The following is an 18,919-nucleotide window of genomic DNA, read 5'->3' as shown; positions in this document are numbered from 1 at the left end:
ACTTGAAGATGAAAAAAAATAGAATTTTATATATACTACTTTTTACCTTGTTTTTAGGAGGCTGTAGTGAGGATTTTTTAGTTCCTGAATTAACTTCTAAACTAGAAGCTGATAAAGTTTACTCCAATGCAAGTTCGATCAAAGCAACACGAATCGGGATATATAATTTGCTTGCGGGTAAGAACAACAGTACGGGGAGTCTTTATCAAGCAGGAATGCCTCTGTGTGGTTCTTTTGTCTCTAATGATGTCGTATATGGAAATAAATGGAACCAGACCTTTAGTGATGTAGCTGCACTTAAAAATTCAGCAACTACTGGATGGAGTGCTACTGTTTGGGAACAAACTTATGGGATTACAGAGGTCTGTAACTCGATAATTAAAAATGAAGAAAATATCGAAAAAGCAGTTGGCAAAGATTTGAAAGATTTCTATTTGGCTGACGCTAAGGCAGTAATGGCAATGGTTTATTCCGATGTTGCTCGATTTTATGCAAATGCATACCATGTGGATAATGGTAAATCTTTGGCTATTCCATTTGTAGATTATGTAGATTATAGTGTAAAGCCTAAAAGAAATACGTTAGATGAGATTTATAAAAAATCAATTGCTCTTTTTAATGAATCATTGAAATCTCTTCAAGGGTGTGATAATAATCAGAACTACATGAATACCAATGCAGTGCATGCGCTGTTGTCTCGTATTTATCTTGATATGCACAACTGGGATATGGCCCAAAAAGAGGCAAAAATGGCTATGGAAGGCGTGACATTAATGTCGTCAGAAGAGTATGCTACAGGTATTTCTCATATTAGTTCAGAAACTATTTTGGCATTTTCGAATACTAAAGTATTAAGATCTATTTATCGAGATTTCTTTTCTTATCATGATACTTATGACGGAATGGGAGAGGATTTGTTAATCAATAAGTCATTGGTTAAGAAGTTTGGCTCTAACGATCTAAGAACTGCTTTTTTTATACAACAACCTAATTATAATGCTTACTATCCATATAAAGGTAAAGATGGTGGCTATAGCGCTGCAGCTGGATATATGAAAAGTCATGATGCATATTCTGCAGGAGGTAAATTTCCAAGAAGAGGAGCTGTACTTAGAAAAGATATTCAAGGAGATCTTGCTGTTGGAGACTACAATTATATTAGAGGTGCTGAAATGGTTTTAGTTCAGGCTGAGTGTTTTGCTCGTATGGGTAAAAATACAGAAGCACAAAATCTTTTATTTGATATCCAAAAACGAAGTATAAAAGGTGCTGTGAAAAGTGGTAGTACTGGCGATACTCTGTTAGAGGAGATTTTATTGGAGAAAAGAAAAGAGTTGTTTGGTGAAGGACATGATATGAGAGAAGTTCTTCGTCTAGGAAAAGGATTAGTACGTGATGAGACAAACGTTATTCCTGAAACTATTCCTGATGGTTCTCAGAGATTTAGATGGCATGTTCCAGAAAGAGAGCAAGATATCAATGCGAATCTTAAAGATGGTCAACCAACCAAATAAATGTGGATGCCCAATTAACCTTAAAAGTTAATTGAGAAAAAACGTAATGAAAAGAATAGCCTGCAAGTTCAATCTTGTAGGCTATTTTTGTATATAAAGACTATTGATCTAATTTGTTGAAGAATTACTTACGATCGAATCGTACTTCAATTTTGACTCTAACAGCAAATTTGTCTTTGCTTCCAAAGGAAATACAGATACAGGGCTTGTTCATGAAATTTAAGCGGCGAAGAAATCGTGTATTTTATCAGTATTGCGCACAAGCTCTTCTCTTAAAATATTCAAGTTATTGTAGCTATTTATTTTCATTAATCCACTACAAATAAACAACATAACAGAGGATATTGATTTTTGTAATCCATGATCTAATGACTTTAATTTGTCTTCTCCAAAATTAACATCACGAATACGGTTCATTATTTCTATTTTCCAATGACCTCTAATAGCACCAGCAATTTCACCTATTTCCCCATTATAATTGGTGATATAATATCGTGTTTCTGTACTCCTTCTACCTCTCTTTACATTGTGACTCTCTCTTGTCACTTTAATCATATTACATATACCACTATTACTCCATCTAGGCTCTAACATCTCTGTATTGATTGGGAATATTTCGTACCTTCTAATGTCTATTCTTCCATGCGATTTGTCTGTTTCTGTCATCACATCACCTACTTTTATATGATTGGATGTATGCACTAAGTCATCCTTTAATTTCTTCTGATTTGACTTTATTTGAGTCAAATAGAATCGACTATTTTGGTGAATATTAGACAACAGATTTTCTGAATTGTGCATTGCGTCGAGTGTTATCTTTGCCTGCTCTGGCAACTCAAGAATATGATCATAAACAATACTCTTTTCACTCTCTTTTGTCCCATCATAAAAACCTAATAACTGTTGTACATTTGTGTTATGACCAATAGAGTAAACAATACTTAACCCTCTCTTTTTAGGTTCTTCCATGAATTGCGTATATGAACAAAAAGACTGGTAAACATATTCTATAGTTATTTCTTATATAAAACGCTATAGACTATGAATACCAGTAGTATATATCATTGTTTAGGATTACAAGACCAGCAATTATTATCCACATCCTATGTTGGAGATACCATCCAACTTAAAGTTAAAACAAAAAAAGACAAACTACGTTGTAGTCGCTGTAAAAGAATGCATGTTATTTGTTGTGGAGTTGTTGAACGTAGTTTCAAGGGGCCAATGATAGGCAAAAAGAAGTGCGTTATTATCATAGATGTTCAACGCCTTTATTGCAAGAAATGCAAGATCGTACGTCAGGAACATTTAAGGTTTGCAAAAGAGCAGAAGTCCTATATTCGATCTTTAGAGAAGATGGTTTTACTTCTCTCTTCTCATATGACGATTCAGTCAATCAGTCGACTTTTAGATCTTAACTGGAATATTGTAAAAGATATCATTAAGTCTCACTTAAAATCAAAATATCATTCTCCTGGGCTAAAGGGGGTGAAACATATTGCTATCGATGAATTCGCAGTGAGGAAGGGACATGTATACATGACTTGTGTATATGACTTAGATAAAGGAGTCGTTTTGCATGTAGGAAAAGGTAAAGGTTCCGAATCATTGGTTCCATTTTGGAAACGAATAAAGATCAATAAAGTCCAAATAGAATCTGTTGCTATTGATATGTCAGCTGCCTATATCCTTTCAGTAAAGACCAATGCACCTAAAGCTACTATGGTATTTGACCATTTCCATATAATAAAGAAACTAAATGAGACTATAAGTAAAATTAGAAGAGATCTTTACAACAAAGAGAAGGATAAGGTTATCAAGAAAAGTTTAAAAGGAAGTCGTTGGCTATTGTTAAAAAACCCAGAGAATCTCAATCTTCAGAAAGGGGAAGACTCAAGACTTGAAAAAGTATTAGAAACGAATACCACCTTGTTTTACGCATATTATTTGAAAGAAGAATTGAGGGAATTATGGAATCAAGATAATATTAGAGACGCTTCAAAATTACTTAAACAATGGATAGAAGAGGCAAATGAGACTGAAATCCCTCAGCTTAAGAAAATGGTAGAACTATTGACCAAACACAAAACAGGAATTCTAAATTGGTATAAGTGCAATATCTCCACGGGGCCTTTAGAAGGAATAAATAACAAGATTAAAACCTTAAAAAGACAAGCATATGGCTATCGTGACTTAGATTTTTTTATGTTAAAAATAAAAGCAATGCATCAAGATATATACGCAAAATGTGGATGAACCTCTTTTTATTGCTTTTAGAATCGATACTACCTCGAAGTTCTTTACCATCAATAGATATCCATTCTGTAGAAGAGTATACTTCATCACAAATTGTCAAAAAGGACTCATAATCAAACTCAGACAGAATTCTTGTCAACTGAACTCGACTTATACAATGATCAACATCTTTATGTAAACAGATACATAACTTCTCATAATAACGAACCATATTACGATGAATCTTATTTATGCTAAGATGATCGGAACTTGTTAGAATTGAGATAATAAAAAGCGTAATCACAAATGCCAATTCATGCTTTCGTCCTACATGACTCCGATTATCGACTAATTTAACTTGTAATTTCTCATAGAATCTTCTAATTTCGGCACTTGAAAGGTCGTTATTCATAATTTATATCTGTTTTTAGCAATCCAAATATAATATGAATAGTCGACCTTTTATCATTTCAGCAATTCATGAACAAGCCCTGCAACGAGAATTAATCTACATTAAACAACAAACGAATAACAGTTGGGCAGAGGATATTTTGAATATATTCTATAAAGCCATGAAATTAAAGAGAGAATCAGCCAAGAACCAATATCCTTTAAAAGAAAAATCAATATTTAAAGAACAGCTTTTATTACTGTTGAAAAATGACGAGTATGACGATCAGCTAGATGAGATCAAGACATTACGGAGTCGATTAATTAAAAGGATTGATAGTGTGTTTACTTTCTTAGAGTATTACGAAGTTCCTTTTGACAACAATGCATCCGAAAGGTCAATACGTAATATTAAAATAAAACAAAAAGTATCTGCAGGTTATCGAACAGAAGAAGGAGCCCAAAGGTATGCCATGTTACGCTCTATTGTTGATACACTTAAAAAACAAGGAAAGAGTGTCGTGAGAATGATTGCTCATTGGTTATCTCAAAACCATCTTAAGGTCAGTTGGCAATAAAATAATTTACACATTATATATTTTCTGAACCTCCATTCTTTAGCGAATGGAGGCTAAACTATAAATGAACCTGAGTAGTTACAATAATTTACACATTATATATTTTCTGAACCTCCATTCTTTAGCGAATGGAGGCTAAACTATAAATGAACCTGAGTAGTTACGAAAAAGAAGGTGACTATATTCTACAAGTAAAAGGTAATCAGAAGAAAACTAAAGAGGAACTTGATATTCAGTTTAATACAGATATTGTTTGTGATTCTAATATAACAGAAGACTTTGGTCATGGAAGAATTGAAACTCGTATTTGTGATGTAAAAAATGACTTTGAAGATGCTCCTGTGTTGACCAAATGGAGAGGTATCCATAGTTTAATTAGAATAACAACCCAGACATTAGAATCTTCAACAAATAAAGAACGAAGTGATGTGAGGTATTACATATCCTCTTTAGATACAACAGCTGAGAGGTTTAATAAACTTATACGTTCACATTGGGCAATCGAAAATAATCTTCATTGGACACTCGATGTAAGCTTCAATGAAGATAAACAGCAGCGAAAAAAAGATCATGCAGCTGAAAATATGAATATGCTTTGTAAAATGGCTCTTAACATCTTAAAGTTGGATACGGAGAACAAAAAAACATTGAAATGGAAGAAAAATAGAGCCATATATGTCGATGAATATAGAGAAAAGCTTATCGCTCGTTCACAGACTTGTTAATTCTATCTAATATCCAATAAGTTATAAATGCAATTTCCCTGCTGCTTAACTGGTATAGTTTATAGAAATTGCTTCACTAATGTAATTTATTCGGTCTATTTTGTATCATCATTTAGTGATCGTAAGGAGAATCTAAACTGTATAAAAAAAGCAACCATCTTGAGTAACTTTAGATGGTTGCTTTTTTAAATAAACGGGGGTATATAATCTTAGGTGGACATCCAGAATATAAGTTTTTAGAAATCTTCCATATCCATATCGCTTTCACCGTCTCCTCTTTTCTTGAAGTTGCGCTTAAAGTTGTTAAATGTATAGCTGAGTGTTAAATTCAACATTGGCCATGCATACGTTGACTTATTGTAGGTTTCTAGTCCTGGAGCTTCTGAGAAAGATTCTCTTGAGATTGTATTCAATGCATTACGCATCTGGATCGTTGCATTGAGCTTTCTGTCGAAGAATGACTTTCTTGCTGCTATATTCATGCTATAGTATCCTTCTTTGCTTCCTTGCGCTGTAACCGAACCACTCTGATAGCTGTTGTTAATTTGGAATGAGGTTGTTCTGTTGATGATGAAGGTATTATTAAAACGTCCTGTCCAGTTAAAACTACTTCGTGAGAAGTCTTGGTCATTCATCTGTCCCTCTACACGATAGTCGTATAGGTTTCCCATTAGGTTTATCTTCCACCACTTGAATGGAGATACGCTTAGTGTTATTTCGGTACCAAATGAGTAGTCCTGTCCAACATTCTCAGGTGTTCTCATGATGACATTGTCTTCGTAAACACTTTGAATCTGCTCTACTTTGTTGTGCGTGATACGATAGTATAAATCGACTGAAAGATAGTTTCTACCAAAATCTTTAAGGTAGGTTGCTTCGTAAGAGTCGATTAATTCTGGTTCAAGTCCTGGATTTCCTTGTCTTACATTGAAGTTGTCAACCCAAGTGATAAAAGGTTCAAGGTAGTAACCTCTAGTTCTATGAATACGTTTGGTATACGAGGTCATAATTTGATCTGTCTCCGAAAGCTTGTATGAGAGGTGTAAAGTAGGAAACCAATCCCATCTTTTAATGGTTGTTTCGCTATTGTCCACATCAGAGGATATTACTCTATTTGTATACTCCTCTCTGAACCCTGCTTGGATACCAAAGTTATTAATGGTTGTATTATACTGGGCATACATCGAATAGATATCTCTATTGTAGTCGGTAACTCTAGAGTATCTATCATCGATTACGTCCTGTCCTGTTGCCGTATCATAGTTGTACAGCTTGGTATCATCGGAACTATTGGAAACCCTACTTTGGAATCCTGCTTCTAGTTTACTATCATTGGGTAAAGGTAGGGTATAGTCAATTTTGGTTACATACTTTTTATTTGGGCCCTCTTCGATATTGGTCTTTCCATCGGTAATTGTTCCATCCATATCTGTCAGTTGACTCCCTGAATTATCATACGCCTCTCGGCCCATAGCGTTAAATTGAGCATCAATTTTATGTCCTTCTTTAGGAAAGCTATGAGAGTAAGTTGTATTAACAGAATAGAATTCTCTCTCTCTATCGGCATCTTCAGAGCTGATATATTTTTTCTCTGAGATAGTGCTATTGTTGGTTGAAATCGTTTCAGTATAGTTTAGGTCTGATCCCATGTTCATTTGGAACTTACCTAAACGTGCAGAAACAGAAACCATGTCTTGGTTTGTGATGTTCCATTCTACTCCAGCATTGATTGAGTTCATGTTAAAATTCCTCTTTCCTTCTCCCTCTGAGGATGTCACCCAAGTCGTATCGTTGTTGAAGGTCTTTCTTCTGTTCTCTACATCCATTGGAAAGTTTCCATTTCTGTAGTTTGCTCCTAAAGTAAAGTTGAACTTATTTTTTCTCCAAGATAGAAGCATGTTCCCATTGTAGTTGTCGAAGGTCCCAGCACTGATACTTGCCATACCACTGATCCCTGTCAGTTTGTTCTTTTTGGTGATGATGTTAATGATACCAGAAGTTCCGTCAGGATCAAATTTAACAGAAGGGTTGGTGATTAATTCGATATTCTTGATGGAAGCAGATGGAATCTGTTTTAATGCATCATTGGCATCTAAAATTGTAGGTTTCCCATCGATGAGTACTGTGAAACTAGTACTCCCTCTTAGTGCTACATCCCCATTTACATCTACAGTAACTGAAGGGACATTCTCTAGTACATCGACAGCAGTTCCAGCTGTTGCAGTAAGTTGTTTGGAAACATTTACTACTTTTTTGTCTATCTTATAGTCAATATCTCTTGTTTCTCCAACAATCGAGACTTCCCCCAAAACTTTAGAATTAGGTTTCATGGATATCTGTCCTAAGCGAATAAAGTTCTTGTTGTCAGTGATCGTGAGATTATCAGAGAGGTACTCCTCGTATCCCAAGAAATTCACTCTGATAGAGTAAGTTCCATTCTCAACTTTTTTGAAGATAAACCTTCCTTTAGCGTCGGTAACCAATCCGGTAACTAATTTTTTTTCAGGAAGTTTAAAGAGAGTTACCGTTGCATATTCAATAGGTTCTTTGGTTTTGTTGTCCACTACACGTGCAGCAATGACCCTAGAGGGTTTTTGAGGAGTGTTCGGATTTGCCCATAATGGAATGTTTAGGACAAATGTCAAGATGAAAATAAAGGTTATATTCTTCACGTTATTATAAATTGTAATGTTTCGAATTACTTACTTAGACATCCTCTTTTGTGAAAGGTTTAACCGAGAAAGGACTTTTTTGTAGAAATATTTTCATTGTATTGAGAAACAGGATATGACGAATATTTGTTTCTTTGTAGTATGAAAGATTGTATGATTCGTGGAAAGAAACGTTGGCCTGCTGAGTGGGAAAAACAGTCAGTAATACAGCTAACTTGGCCACATCTAGGTACAGATTGGGCTGATGTGTATGAGGAGATTTTGGATTGTTACAAACAGTTGGTCATGGCGATTACTCAATTTCAACCATTGTTGGTTGTTGCTCAGGATATTGAATCCGTTGAGTCTATCCTGTCTACATTGTCTTGTGATTATCCTACCAAAGTTGTTGAGGTTTCTAGTAACGATACTTGGGCAAGAGATCATGCTCCTTTGTCTATATTCCATGGAGAGAAACGAGAGATATTGGATTATAAATTCAATGGTTGGGGATTGAAGTTTGCCTCGAACTTAGATAACCTAATAGGTAAGAGTCTCTATAAACAAAGAGTTTTTCATCCTTCGGTAGAGAGAAGGTCGAATTTAGACTTTGTTTTAGAGGGCGGAGCAGTTGAGTCGGATGGTGCTGGAACATGTATGACTACGACGACTTGTCTATTATCTGAGAATAGAAATGAAACTTATCTGAAGGAGGATATTGAGGCGAGATTGTCTTCCGATCTTGGAGTAGATCATTTTTTGTGGCTCGAAAGTGGGGCACTTCAAGGGGATGACACAGATAGTCATATTGATACGCTTGCTCGTTTCGTTTCGAAGGATACTATTGTATATCAGTCATGCGATGACCCTAATGATGATCATTATAAAGTGTTGGATGCCATGAAAAAAGAGTTATCCCGATTCCGAGATCGTGATGGTCAGCCATATAATCTGGTTGCTTTACCTTGGCCCTCTGCAAAATATGATGAGAAGATGAGGCTTCCTGCGACTTACGCCAACTTTTTGATATTAAATGGAGCTGTTTTGGTTCCTACATATCAGGATGAGAAGGATGAAGAAGCTGTTTCTATATTACAAGATTGTTTTCCTGAAAGGAAGGTGATTGGTATAGATTGTCGTGTTTTAATCAAGCAACATGGTTCTTTGCATTGTGTTACAATGCAATATCCAGAAGGTTTTATTTTGATGTAATATATTCTGAATAAGATGAAAAAATCGATTCAGGTTGGTTTAATCCAACAACGATGTGTGGCTCTTGTTGAAGACAACAAAAGAGCCTTAGAGATGAAGATAGCGCAATTAGCTTCAGAAGGTGCTAATTTGATTGTATTACAAGAGCTTCATAATACACCCTATTTTTGTCAAACAGAAGATCCCGATCTTTTTGACCTTGCAGAGACAATACCTGGGCCGTCGACCTCTTTCTATGGAGCAATTGCTAAAAAATATAAGGTGGTTTTGGTGACTTCGCTGTTTGAAAAGCGTAGTGCTGGGTTATATCATAATACTGCTGTTGTTTTTGAAAATGATGGTACTATTGCAGGGACTTATAGAAAGATGCATATACCAGATGATCCTGGGTTTTATGAGAAATTCTATTTCACTCCTGGCGATCTAGGATATGAACCGATTGATACTTCGGTTGGATGTTTGGGGGTCTTAATTTGTTGGGATCAATGGTATCCTGAAGCTGCACGTCTTATGGCTCTTGCTGGAGCAGAAGTATTGATTTATCCAACAGCTATAGGTTGGTCTGATATGGATGACCAGGCCGAACAAAAGAGGCAGTGTGATGCTTGGGTTATCTCACAGCGTGCACATGCCATAGCAAATGGTATCCCTGTGATTTCAGTGAATAGGGTAGGAAGAGAGTTGGATTCTTCGAAAGCTACTTCTGGTATTCAATTTTGGGGCAATAGTTTTGTTGCTGGCCCTCAAGGAGAACTTCTATTTGAAGCGGGACAGGATAGCGAAGCTACAGAAGTGGTATCGTTAAATATGGAGAGATGTGAACAGGTCCGAAGATGGTGGCCTTTCTTTAGAGATCGAAGAATCGATTCGTATAAAGGATTATTAAAAAGATTTTTAAAATAGAATATTTATGTGTGTTTGTGGGAAGATTGATGACTACAATGATTGTTGTGGTCGCTATATTTCAAGAAAAGAGGTTGCGGATAGTCCAGAGACATTAATGAGATCTCGCTTTACTGCTTTTTCATTAGGCGAAGTTTCTTATATATTAGATACTGAACGTATAGAGAAGCCAAATACGATGTCTGATCTAAAGGCATGGTGTGATGCAGTAACATATACTAAATTAGATGTGATCTCTTCAAATATGAGTCAAGATAATGGGGAGGTCCACTTTAAAGCGTACTATAAAGAGGGAATGGAACAAACGATTTTGGAAGAACATTCTCAATTTATTAAAGACGATTCGCAGTGGTACTATACTTCAGGGAAAGCGACAACCCAACAAGTGGTAGATACTCCAACCATTAGCTCTTCACGTAAAATGGGGCGAAATGAGCCTTGTTGGTGCGGGAGTGGAAAGAAGTTTAAGAAATGCTGTGGTAAGTAGAATATTGTTGGTTACCCGTTTAAGAACAGAACTCGTCTCCCAAATATCTATTGGAAGATGAGTTCATGGGCTTTTCTGTATTCATTCGAATTCGATATAAAGAATGATGAGGTTTTTATGATCAGTATTTTTAAAATAATTAGACTATATTCTAGTAAAAATTCCTTAGTGAGATTTAAATTTCTCTCTATATGCGGAGGGACTCATATTTATCTCCTTAGTAAAGCACCTTCTGAAATATTTAGGGTCGCTCGTGAATTAAATTAGAAGGAAATACTAGGGTATATTTGGGTGAAGTTTATGTTAATCCAAAAAGTGTGATACTGTTTGATTATTGAGAAACCTGAGGTTCATTAAATTCGTAGACTTATAAGTTATCTGGTGAAACAAATATATATCACCTTTTTTCCCGAGGAAAGTCATTAAATTTAAATGTGTTTTTAGATTCAATGATTTGGATTAGTTAGTTTTATAGGTTTGATTTTAAGAATGCAGCAGTAATGTTGCATTCTTTTTTTTCTGATGTGTTTGAAATGTTAATACTATTTTAAGATTTTGTTCATAAAACAATAACAGTATAATTTTGTAATTACAGCAGCGCTACTATACATTTGTAATGTGTTTATAAATTCATAAGTTTGGATTTAGTTAGTTTTATTGGTTTAGTTAGTTAGGTTTGAAAGAGAGTGTCCTTAGATAGGACATCCTCTTTTTTTTTGTATCTACTTGATCCTTGTCTTTAGAGTTATGCTTTTCATTGTTATACAATGATATCCTTCCATTTGAGCAGAAACGTAGATCGTTTCGTATATTTTAGCTCCCCTGCTTAAAAGTAATGCCTCTTGAATTGTCTGCTTTGTGAATCCAATACTTATATGTTATTCTAGGCTATTTATTTTGACGTTCACAAAATATTAGAAAGAAGAGAAAGTAAGTTTTGGACTTTGTGTAGTAAACGAAGATATCTTCATCGTTTTCTTCTTTTGTTTCTCATTTGTATTATTAAGAATAATGGAATGAAACGAAGAACAAATATTTTAAATAAAAAAATCTATTTCTTTGAGAACAATTTGTAATGGAGTCTTGTTATTAATGATATACAGATTTTATTATTATCTAGGATTGAGTCTGTTTTTCTAGATTTTACTTAGATCGTTTTTATTGGTTTAGTTCATTGTAATATTCACTTTATGTGTGAGTGATCAAAGATATTTTTTATTGATGCAATTATTTTTTTGTGTTTTGTAACATTTTCGTCAATTCGTTTGTGTTGCATGTTTTAAAACATTATATTTGCATTGTGTTTTAAATTCATAAGTTTGGATTTAGTTAGTTTTATTGGTTTAGTTAGTTAGGTTTGAAAGGATAGAGTGGGGACTCTATCCTTTTTTTTGTTTAAAATATTGTGTTCTAATAAAATACACTCATTTTAGCCAAATGACTCAAGATAGAATTGTCTAAATATTGTCTTGTTTTTATTTTAAGAACAACTTATTTGCCATGTTTTGTAATATTTTTGATAAAATATTTGGAGTGTATGTTTTAAAACATTACATTTGCAATGTGTTTTAAATTCATAAGTTTGGATTTAGTTAGTTTTATTGGTTTAGTTAGTTAGGTTTGAAAGGATGGAGTGGGGACTCTATCCTTTTTTTTATGTCAAAGATTTATTTAAGTTTGGCTCTTCCTCTTTCTTAACTCCTCATTGGGATATTAAATGATCTCATTCTCTCTGTATCAATCATTCTTTTATTCGGTGGATAACTATATGTCTCATCAAACAAGTAATGTATACTCGTTATTTTTATAAGTATGAAAAACTTAAAACGAACATTGCAGGTTCGAATAAATATTTGAAGATCAGTTGTTCTTTAGGTGAAAATTTGGTTGATCCTCTTTCAGGGGAGCTAAATATTTAAGGGATTATCCTATTTGATTTATAGATTGCTTCATGTTCGTTATAATATGGTTATTACAACGATATCCTTGAAAAAGGTCTCAAGTAAATATGGGGTTATGCATATTAGGAGTGTATTTGATTTTGCTTAGAGCGTTTTAAGAATGGTTTTGTAGGCACCTTCCTTTACCCTTCCTTTACCCTTTGGTTACTATTTGGGTAACCAAAGGGTAAAGAAAGGATAAATTAAGAGTAGTGTAGTAACGAATCAAAATACTTTCACTTCCTTTCCTTTGTGATCTATATAAATAAATTATTTGCTAAGATTTCAGATAATGTGTCATTGTCCTTAAGTGCCTTATCTGTTTAAAGTGGAGATCTAGGATATTCGCTTTTCTTGATGAAAATGATTGTTCGAGTTTGAACATCTTTACTCCTAGATTGTTTTCTTAATATGTGAGACTAAATGAGTGTAGTTTAGGATTCATTATTTGAATTTGTTGGTTTTATTGTTCAGTAAAAAGGACAGGTGGTGCTGTCCTTTTTTTATGCCTTATTTTTCAAAAATCCCATGTAATACATTATAGTACATGAAGAAATTGGTTAAGGCAAGCAGTATCGTGAAGATGGTTAACCAAGTATTGTTTTTGGACTTTTTCCACTGAATATTGAGATGAATAACAGAAACAAGACCAAGTAGTATTGCGCTGAGGCATAATACTTTAAGAATAGCTCCCGTTTCGGTCGGTGTGGTGATCGTTCCAAAGTCTCCTATTAAAAGAGAAATACCTGCAATAATTCCCGTTGTGGCAAAAAGAATACTTCCGATTTTGCAATATTTGGCTTTTTTCTCAATAAGTCCCCAGAAAAAACTTATTATGCCTAAGAATATTGCCCATTGGGGAAGTGATGCAATTAGATAGATGTCACTTTTCATATTTAATTCGTTAAAGTATATATTTCATTTCTTTGAAAGGTAAAAGTAGCCTAAATATAGTAGAGATCCGAAATAAATGAAAGCGAACTAAATTGTAGCGTATCTATTTTTTGTAATTTTGTCTCTCTAATGTTTTTCGGTTATGCAAAGAGAAATTATAGTTGACGAGAATATCAAAGGTCTCATTTTTGATATTGATGGAACGATTGCTGATTCCATGCCACTTCACTTTAAAGTTTTTCAAAAAGTTGGACGTATGTTTGGTGTGAATTATACCAAGGAGCTCTTTTTAGAACTTGCTGGTATTCCTGCTTTAGAGACATGTCAGATTGTAAAGGATCGGTTTGGTAAAGATTGGGATCCCTCTGAGTTTGTTCGTGTAAAGGAGGAGATGTACTTAGAAAACATGAATAAAGTTGTAGGAGTAGAACCTGTTATTAATTTGATTCATAAATACAGAGATATATTGCCTATGGCTTGTGGTACTGGAGGAGATAGATTTTCTGCTACGAAGGTTTTAACGGCTCTAGACTTGGATTTTTTAATAGAGAATATGGTGTGTGCTGAGGATGTGACAGAACATAAACCCCATCCTGAGACTTTTCTAAAAGCTGCTTCTTTAATTGGAGTGACACCCAAAGATTGTATGGTCTTTGAAGATGGTGCCTTGGGGATAGAAGCTGGAAATACAGCGGGAATGCATGTTGTGGATGTGACACAGTATTATAGAACCACCATCGGAGAGTAGTCTATTTTGAAATTATGAGTTAAATCAGATCTTTTTAATTTCTGCTTTTGTACTATGCTTATGAATAAATCATTTTCAAATAATAAATCATTTACCTATGAAAAAGACTATCTTAAACCTGTTTACTATCTTACCTTTACTGTTGTTTTTATTTAGTTGTAGCAACCAAAATGAAAAAAAGATCCTTGTTCTAAGTTATAATGTGGAGAATTTGTTTGATACGCATGATGACCCGAAGACCAAAGATGATGATTTTACACCTGAGGGGAGAAATAAGTGGACACAAGAGCGCTATCAAAAGAAGATTGTGGATTTGTCTAAAGTAATTTCGGCTTCAGGAGAGGGGACATTACCTGCTCTTATTGGCTTGTGCGAGATTGAGAATAGAGCCGTCTTGACCGATCTTGTTAATAGCGAGGCATTAAAAGGCGGAGATTATGGTATCTCTCAATTTGAGAGCCCTTATTATAGAGGTATGGATGTTGCATTGCTATATAGCAAGAAAGTATTTAAAGTGAAAGAGGAGAAGGTAATTCCAGTAACCATGTTGTCTAATCCAAAGTTTACTACTCGTGATATCTTAAGAGTGAAAGGGGAACTTAACGGAGAATCATTTTTCATATATGTAAATCACTGGTCTTCTAGAAGAGGAGGTTCAGAAAAGTCTGAGCCTAAAAGAATGATTGCAGCATCGTTATTGCGTCGGGATGTGGATCAAGTACTGGGGGATGATAGACAGGCAAATATTATCATTATGGGGGATATGAATGAAGATCCTGATGAACTTGCATTGAGAGATGTTTTAAGAGCAAATGAAGTACCTAGTGATCTTTCTACAGTTTCTAATGATGGAACTCTTTTTAATATGATGTACTATCTTGACAAACAAGGTAAAGGAACTTATAATTATCATGGCAAATGGAACATGCTTGATAATATGATTGTTTCATCCAATTTGTTAAAGAAGAAAAGTGGTTATAAGGTGGTAATGCCTTCTCCTGATAAAATGGATACAGACTATCCTAGTAGTATTTTTATTAAAAAGTGGTTTACTTATTTCTCAGACTTAGGGCGTACATCCCCATCAAAGACTTATGGAGGTCCTCACTATTATGGTGGCTTTAGTGATCACTATCCTATTAAAATTATTTTGACAAAAGAGTAAAAATGGAATTCAATATAGTATCCGAATTTGCACCGATGGGTGATCAACCTGCAGCTATCGATGCTTTGTCGCAAGGTGTAGAAGAAGGGGTTGTACATCAGACATTACTTGGTGTGACAGGCTCTGGTAAAACATTTACCATGGCTAATGTTATTGAACGGACTCAAAAACCTACATTAATATTGAGTCATAATAAAACATTGGCAGCCCAATTGTATGCGGAGATGAAACAGTTCTTTCCGAATAATTCGGTGGAATATTTCGTGTCTTATTATGACTACTATCAACCTGAAGCGTATCTTCCGACAACGGATACTTATATTGAAAAAGATTTGTCTATCAATCAAGAGATAGAAAAACTACGTTTAAGTGCTACTTCTGCATTGTTATCCGGACGCAGTGATGTGATTGTTGTATCTTCCGTGTCATGTCTTTACGGTATTGGTAATCCTGCAGATTTTCATGATAATGTTACCGAGGTAAAAGTGGGAGATACCATAAGTCGTAATGCATTGTTGCGAAGTCTGGTAGATGCTATGTATTCTCGTTCTGAAGTTGAATTTGAAAGAGGTAATTTTAGGGTAAAAGGAGATACTATAGATATCTATCCAGCTTATGCTGATTATGCATATAGAATTTGCTTCTGGGGAGATGAGATTGACGAGTTGTTCTCGATTGATCCATTGACTGCTAAAGTGGTTGATAAGATGGAAGAGATGGTTATCTTTCCTGCTACGATATTTGTAACAACACAAGAAAGAACGCAGAGATCTATTCGTGAAATTCAAGATGATCTAGTAAAACAGATTGCATACTTCGAAAGAGAGGGGAAACCTGTAGAGGCAAAGCGAATAAAAGATCGAACAGAATATGATCTAGAGATGATGCGAGAGTTAGGGTATTGTCCTGGAGTGGAGAATTATTCAAGATATTTTGATGGGAGAGAGGTGAACTCACGACCATTCTGTCTACTCGACTATTTCCCAAAGGACTACCTAATGATTGTAGATGAAAGTCACGTGACTATTCCACAAATTAGAGCCATGTATGGAGGGGATAGATCTAGAAAGACGAGCCTTGTAGAGTATGGCTTTCGTCTGCCTGCAGCATTAGATAATAGACCCCTTAAATTTGAGGAATTTGAGGATATTATAAACCAAATTCTATATGTCAGTGCTACCCCTGCAGATTATGAGTTGGAGAAGTCTGAAGGAGTGATTGTGGAACAGGTGATTCGTCCAACAGGGTTATTAGATCCTATTATTGAGGTGCGACCTGTTACCAATCAGGTGGATGATTTGATTGAGGAGATTTATAAGGTTAAAGCCAAAGGAGAGAGGATCCTTGTGACAACTTTAACCAAACGTATGGCGGAAGAGTTGACAAAATATCTGGTAGATTTAGGGATCTCTACTGCTTATATTCATTCTGATGTGGACACGCTAGAACGTATTGAAATAATGGAGGCCTTGCGTGCAGGACTTTATGATGTTTTGGTTGGAATTAACTTACTTCGTGAAGGGTTAGATTTACCTGAGGTGTCTCTAGTTACGATTCTTGATGCAGATAAAGAGGGGTTTCTTAGATCTGAAAGATCGTTAACACAGACTGCTGGACGTGCTGCTCGTAATGTGAATGGAAGAGTAATTATGTATGCAGACAAAATTACTAGATCGATGCAGAAGACGATTGATGCAACAGAGTCTAGGAGAGTGAAGCAATCTAAGTTTAATCAAGATAATGGGCTCGAGCCGATGCCTATTGTGAAGGCAAGTAGGGAGATTGTTGGACAAAGTCAGAAATTAGCTGATAGTAAGAGATTCGATCCGACAAAACATCTTGTTGCTGAGAAAAGTGTTTCTTATGCGAAATCAAATGATTTAGAGAAAGAGATTATTAAGATGGAATACAAGATGAAAGAGGCTGCTAAAAATCTCGATTTCTTGGAAGCTGCCCGTCTTCGAGATATTCTTTTTGAGCTGAAAAAGCAGAACACATAAATAATAATAAATTATTAATGTGTGTGATTTTCATTTTATGTATATAAGTGTTAAATTAGTATGAATGAGCACACATTGACCATTATCATGATTAGCCAACTTACATAATTTTAGATTTTTATGAATTTTAACACCGCAATACTTTACGACATTGAAAACTTAATAGGTGGCTACGGCAAGACCGAGTATATCCAAAATTTGTCTTTGAAAGAGATATTTCATAGTATTCAAGAGCTTAATGATGGTCTTCCGTGTATTCAAAAGGCTTATGCAAATTGGAGTGATCCGAGACTAAAACACTTAAGAGATGATATTAATGAGCTCGGTATAGAGCCAATTCAAATGTTTGGTTTTGGTAGGGGAACTCAAAAAAATGCATCCGATATTCAGTTAGCGATTGATGCAGTTGAGATTGCTTTTACTCATGATCATATTAAGAATTTTGTTATTGTAAGTGGGGATGGAGGATTTTCTTCTTTAGCCAAGAAACTTCATGAACATGGTAAATATGTAATTGGATGTGCATATCGTAAAGCGACCAATAAGATTTTCGAAGCAGTAAGTGATAGGTTTTTGTGGTTGGAAGAGCCTTCTACCAAACCTAAATTACAAGTAGATGGTGTAAATGCGAATGACCCTATTGTCATGTCGTTTATAAGGCAGTATGAACCTGTAAATTTTGTTAGCAATGAGCATGTGATTGCAATTGCAAAAGAGTGTTTGGTTTTTCTTTCAAATAATCATGATGCTGCACTTTTATTGAGTGGTGCTGGGCTTAATATTTCGATATTTAGTCAAATTATGGACTATAGACTTCAGTCTTTTAACTATTTCTCATTGGGCTTTGTTCGATTGATTGATTTCCTTCGTTTTATTACCTATGAGTCAAACTGTAAGATTATATTTAAGGCACCAAGTGAATATCGAATGGTAAGTAAAAAACATAGTATTAATGGTTTTTCTGATGAGTCATATGTTACCAAACTTTCGAATATTCATAACAAAGAATTTTATAGAAAAATCCTTTCTAAAGGGACTCCAATGTTTAAATCCTTTAATGAAGAAGTTTTTGATAAAGTGGTTGCTTTAATTGATCAATATCGTTTGGCTTATGAGGGTAATCTTTTGTCAGAACTTATTGAAAAGCTTGACTCATTGATGCCATATTCTGATAATGAGATAAAGAACTGTCTTTTGTCGATGGTTGCTGCAGATTGTTTTGAACGATTTCCTGAGGATAAGAGAATTTCAGAGCAACAACTGACTTTTGCCCCGATGGATGTAATGGAAGCTAAAGTGCTTCTTTATGAGGGGATGAAAGCAAAATTAGAAAAGTTGATTGTAGATGTGGATGAGGATGTGTTTATGTCTGTAATGGAGGTTCCTCAAGAGGTGGAAATGGCCGAAAAAATGTGATTTTTATAGTTCTTACATAAATATTTTTTATAAAAAACTATGTTTGAAATAGAAACGTTGT

Annotated in this window: 15 protein-coding genes; 11 read left to right on the top strand and 4 right to left on the bottom strand. The window is 34.8% G+C overall.

Features of this window, described 5'->3' with window-relative positions:
- The first annotated feature begins 8 nt into the window (after positions 1-8).
- Complete coding sequence (locus K4L44_11490) at positions 9-1,514, top strand: RagB/SusD family nutrient uptake outer membrane protein (protein ID QZE13208.1); 1,506 nt, start codon at positions 9-11, stop codon at positions 1,512-1,514.
- Positions 1,515-1,733: 219 nt separating this feature from the next.
- Here the strand turns inward: K4L44_11490 and K4L44_11485 are convergent, their stop codons facing one another.
- Positions 1,734-2,483 carry an ISAs1 family transposase gene (locus K4L44_11485; GenBank protein ID QZE13207.1) on the bottom strand — a complete coding sequence of 250 codons (750 nt, stop codon included), beginning with the start codon at positions 2,481-2,483 and terminating at the stop codon, positions 1,734-1,736.
- A 72-nt stretch (positions 2,484-2,555) separates the two neighbouring features.
- On the opposite strand from K4L44_11485, the gene K4L44_11480 reads away from it, so the two are divergent.
- Entirely contained in the window at positions 2,556-3,770 is a 1,215-nt protein-coding gene (locus K4L44_11480; GenBank protein QZE13206.1) for an ISL3 family transposase, read from the top strand.
- Here K4L44_11480 and K4L44_11475 read toward each other — a convergent pair.
- Positions 3,718-4,161 carry a hypothetical protein gene (locus K4L44_11475; protein QZE13205.1) on the bottom strand — a complete coding sequence of 148 codons (444 nt, stop codon included), beginning with the start codon at positions 4,159-4,161 and terminating at the stop codon, positions 3,718-3,720. The genes K4L44_11480 and K4L44_11475 overlap by 53 nt on opposite strands.
- Positions 4,162-4,195: 34 nt before the next feature.
- Between K4L44_11475 and K4L44_11470 the strand changes: the two genes are divergently transcribed.
- A complete protein-coding gene (locus tag K4L44_11470) occupies positions 4,196-4,717 on the top strand; it encodes a transposase (GenBank protein QZE13204.1) in 522 nt (173 codons plus the stop codon).
- A gap of 146 nt (positions 4,718-4,863) precedes the next feature.
- On the top strand, positions 4,864-5,442 hold the full coding sequence (locus tag K4L44_11465; GenBank protein QZE13203.1) for an ISAs1 family transposase: 579 nt from the start codon (positions 4,864-4,866) through the stop codon (positions 5,440-5,442).
- A gap of 236 nt (positions 5,443-5,678) precedes the next feature.
- Here the strand turns inward: K4L44_11465 and K4L44_11460 are convergent, their stop codons facing one another.
- Entirely contained in the window at positions 5,679-8,114 is a 2,436-nt protein-coding gene (locus tag K4L44_11460; GenBank protein ID QZE13202.1) for a TonB-dependent receptor, read from the bottom strand.
- Positions 8,115-8,267: 153 nt separating this feature from the next.
- Here K4L44_11460 and K4L44_11455 point away from each other — a divergent pair, with 153 nt between their 5' ends.
- The 3 genes from K4L44_11455 to K4L44_11445 are packed head-to-tail and all read left to right on the top strand — an operon-like array spanning position 8,268 to position 10,695.
- Entirely contained in the window at positions 8,268-9,305 is a 1,038-nt protein-coding gene (locus K4L44_11455) for an agmatine deiminase family protein (GenBank protein ID QZE13201.1), read from the top strand.
- A gap of 27 nt (positions 9,306-9,332) precedes the next feature.
- Positions 9,333-10,208, top strand: a complete 876-nt coding sequence (locus K4L44_11450; GenBank protein QZE16001.1) for a carbon-nitrogen hydrolase — start codon at positions 9,333-9,335, stop codon at positions 10,206-10,208.
- A gap of 7 nt (positions 10,209-10,215) precedes the next feature.
- Entirely contained in the window at positions 10,216-10,695 is a 480-nt protein-coding gene (locus K4L44_11445) for an SEC-C domain-containing protein (GenBank protein QZE13200.1), read from the top strand.
- A gap of 2,450 nt (positions 10,696-13,145) precedes the next feature.
- Here the strand turns inward: K4L44_11445 and K4L44_11440 are convergent.
- The gene (locus tag K4L44_11440) at positions 13,146-13,529 is read right to left on the bottom strand and encodes a hypothetical protein (protein QZE13199.1); all 384 of its coding nucleotides are present in this window, start codon (positions 13,527-13,529) and stop codon (positions 13,146-13,148) included.
- Between the two features lie 142 nt (positions 13,530-13,671).
- Here K4L44_11440 and K4L44_11435 point away from each other — a divergent pair, with 142 nt between their 5' ends.
- From K4L44_11435 to K4L44_11420, 4 genes are all read left to right on the top strand, one after another.
- On the top strand, positions 13,672-14,277 hold the full coding sequence (locus K4L44_11435; GenBank protein QZE13198.1) for an HAD family phosphatase: 606 nt from the start codon (positions 13,672-13,674) through the stop codon (positions 14,275-14,277).
- A 97-nt stretch (positions 14,278-14,374) separates the two neighbouring features.
- The gene (locus K4L44_11430) at positions 14,375-15,442 is read left to right on the top strand and encodes a hypothetical protein (GenBank protein QZE13197.1); all 1,068 of its coding nucleotides are present in this window, start codon (positions 14,375-14,377) and stop codon (positions 15,440-15,442) included.
- Between the two features lie 2 nt (positions 15,443-15,444).
- Entirely contained in the window at positions 15,445-17,442 is a 1,998-nt protein-coding gene (uvrB, locus tag K4L44_11425) for an excinuclease ABC subunit UvrB (GenBank protein QZE13196.1), read from the top strand.
- Positions 17,443-17,562: 120 nt separating this feature from the next.
- Positions 17,563-18,858 (top strand): NYN domain-containing protein, encoded by a 1,296-nt coding sequence (locus tag K4L44_11420; protein QZE13195.1) that lies wholly within the window; start codon positions 17,563-17,565, stop codon positions 18,856-18,858.
- The last annotated feature ends 61 nt before the right edge of the window (positions 18,859-18,919 follow it).

Source organism: Prolixibacteraceae bacterium, from assembly GCA_019720755.1.
Taxonomy (GTDB): Bacteria; Bacteroidota; Bacteroidia; order Bacteroidales; family Prolixibacteraceae; genus Halosquirtibacter; species Halosquirtibacter laminarini.
The sequence above is the reverse complement of the archived record's forward strand: the minus strand, read 5'-3'. Positions and strand labels throughout refer to the sequence as shown.

Coding starts and splice junctions, on each gene's coding strand:
- K4L44_11490 (QZE13208.1), top strand. CDS start 9: ATGAAAAAAAATAGAATTTTATATATACTACTTTTTACCTTGTTTTTA.
- K4L44_11485 (QZE13207.1), bottom strand. CDS start 2,483: ATGGAAGAACCTAAAAAGAGAGGGTTAAGTATTGTTTACTCTATTGGT.
- K4L44_11480 (QZE13206.1), top strand. CDS start 2,556: ATGAATACCAGTAGTATATATCATTGTTTAGGATTACAAGACCAGCAA.
- K4L44_11475 (QZE13205.1), bottom strand. CDS start 4,161: ATGAATAACGACCTTTCAAGTGCCGAAATTAGAAGATTCTATGAGAAA.
- K4L44_11470 (QZE13204.1), top strand. CDS start 4,196: ATGAATAGTCGACCTTTTATCATTTCAGCAATTCATGAACAAGCCCTG.
- K4L44_11465 (QZE13203.1), top strand. CDS start 4,864: ATGAACCTGAGTAGTTACGAAAAAGAAGGTGACTATATTCTACAAGTA.
- K4L44_11455 (QZE13201.1), top strand. CDS start 8,268: ATGATTCGTGGAAAGAAACGTTGGCCTGCTGAGTGGGAAAAACAGTCA.
- K4L44_11445 (QZE13200.1), top strand. CDS start 10,216: ATGTGTGTTTGTGGGAAGATTGATGACTACAATGATTGTTGTGGTCGC.
- K4L44_11440 (QZE13199.1), bottom strand. CDS start 13,529: ATGAAAAGTGACATCTATCTAATTGCATCACTTCCCCAATGGGCAATA.
- K4L44_11435 (QZE13198.1), top strand. CDS start 13,672: ATGCAAAGAGAAATTATAGTTGACGAGAATATCAAAGGTCTCATTTTT.
- K4L44_11430 (QZE13197.1), top strand. CDS start 14,375: ATGAAAAAGACTATCTTAAACCTGTTTACTATCTTACCTTTACTGTTG.
- uvrB (QZE13196.1), top strand. CDS start 15,445: ATGGAATTCAATATAGTATCCGAATTTGCACCGATGGGTGATCAACCT.
- K4L44_11420 (QZE13195.1), top strand. CDS start 17,563: ATGAATTTTAACACCGCAATACTTTACGACATTGAAAACTTAATAGGT.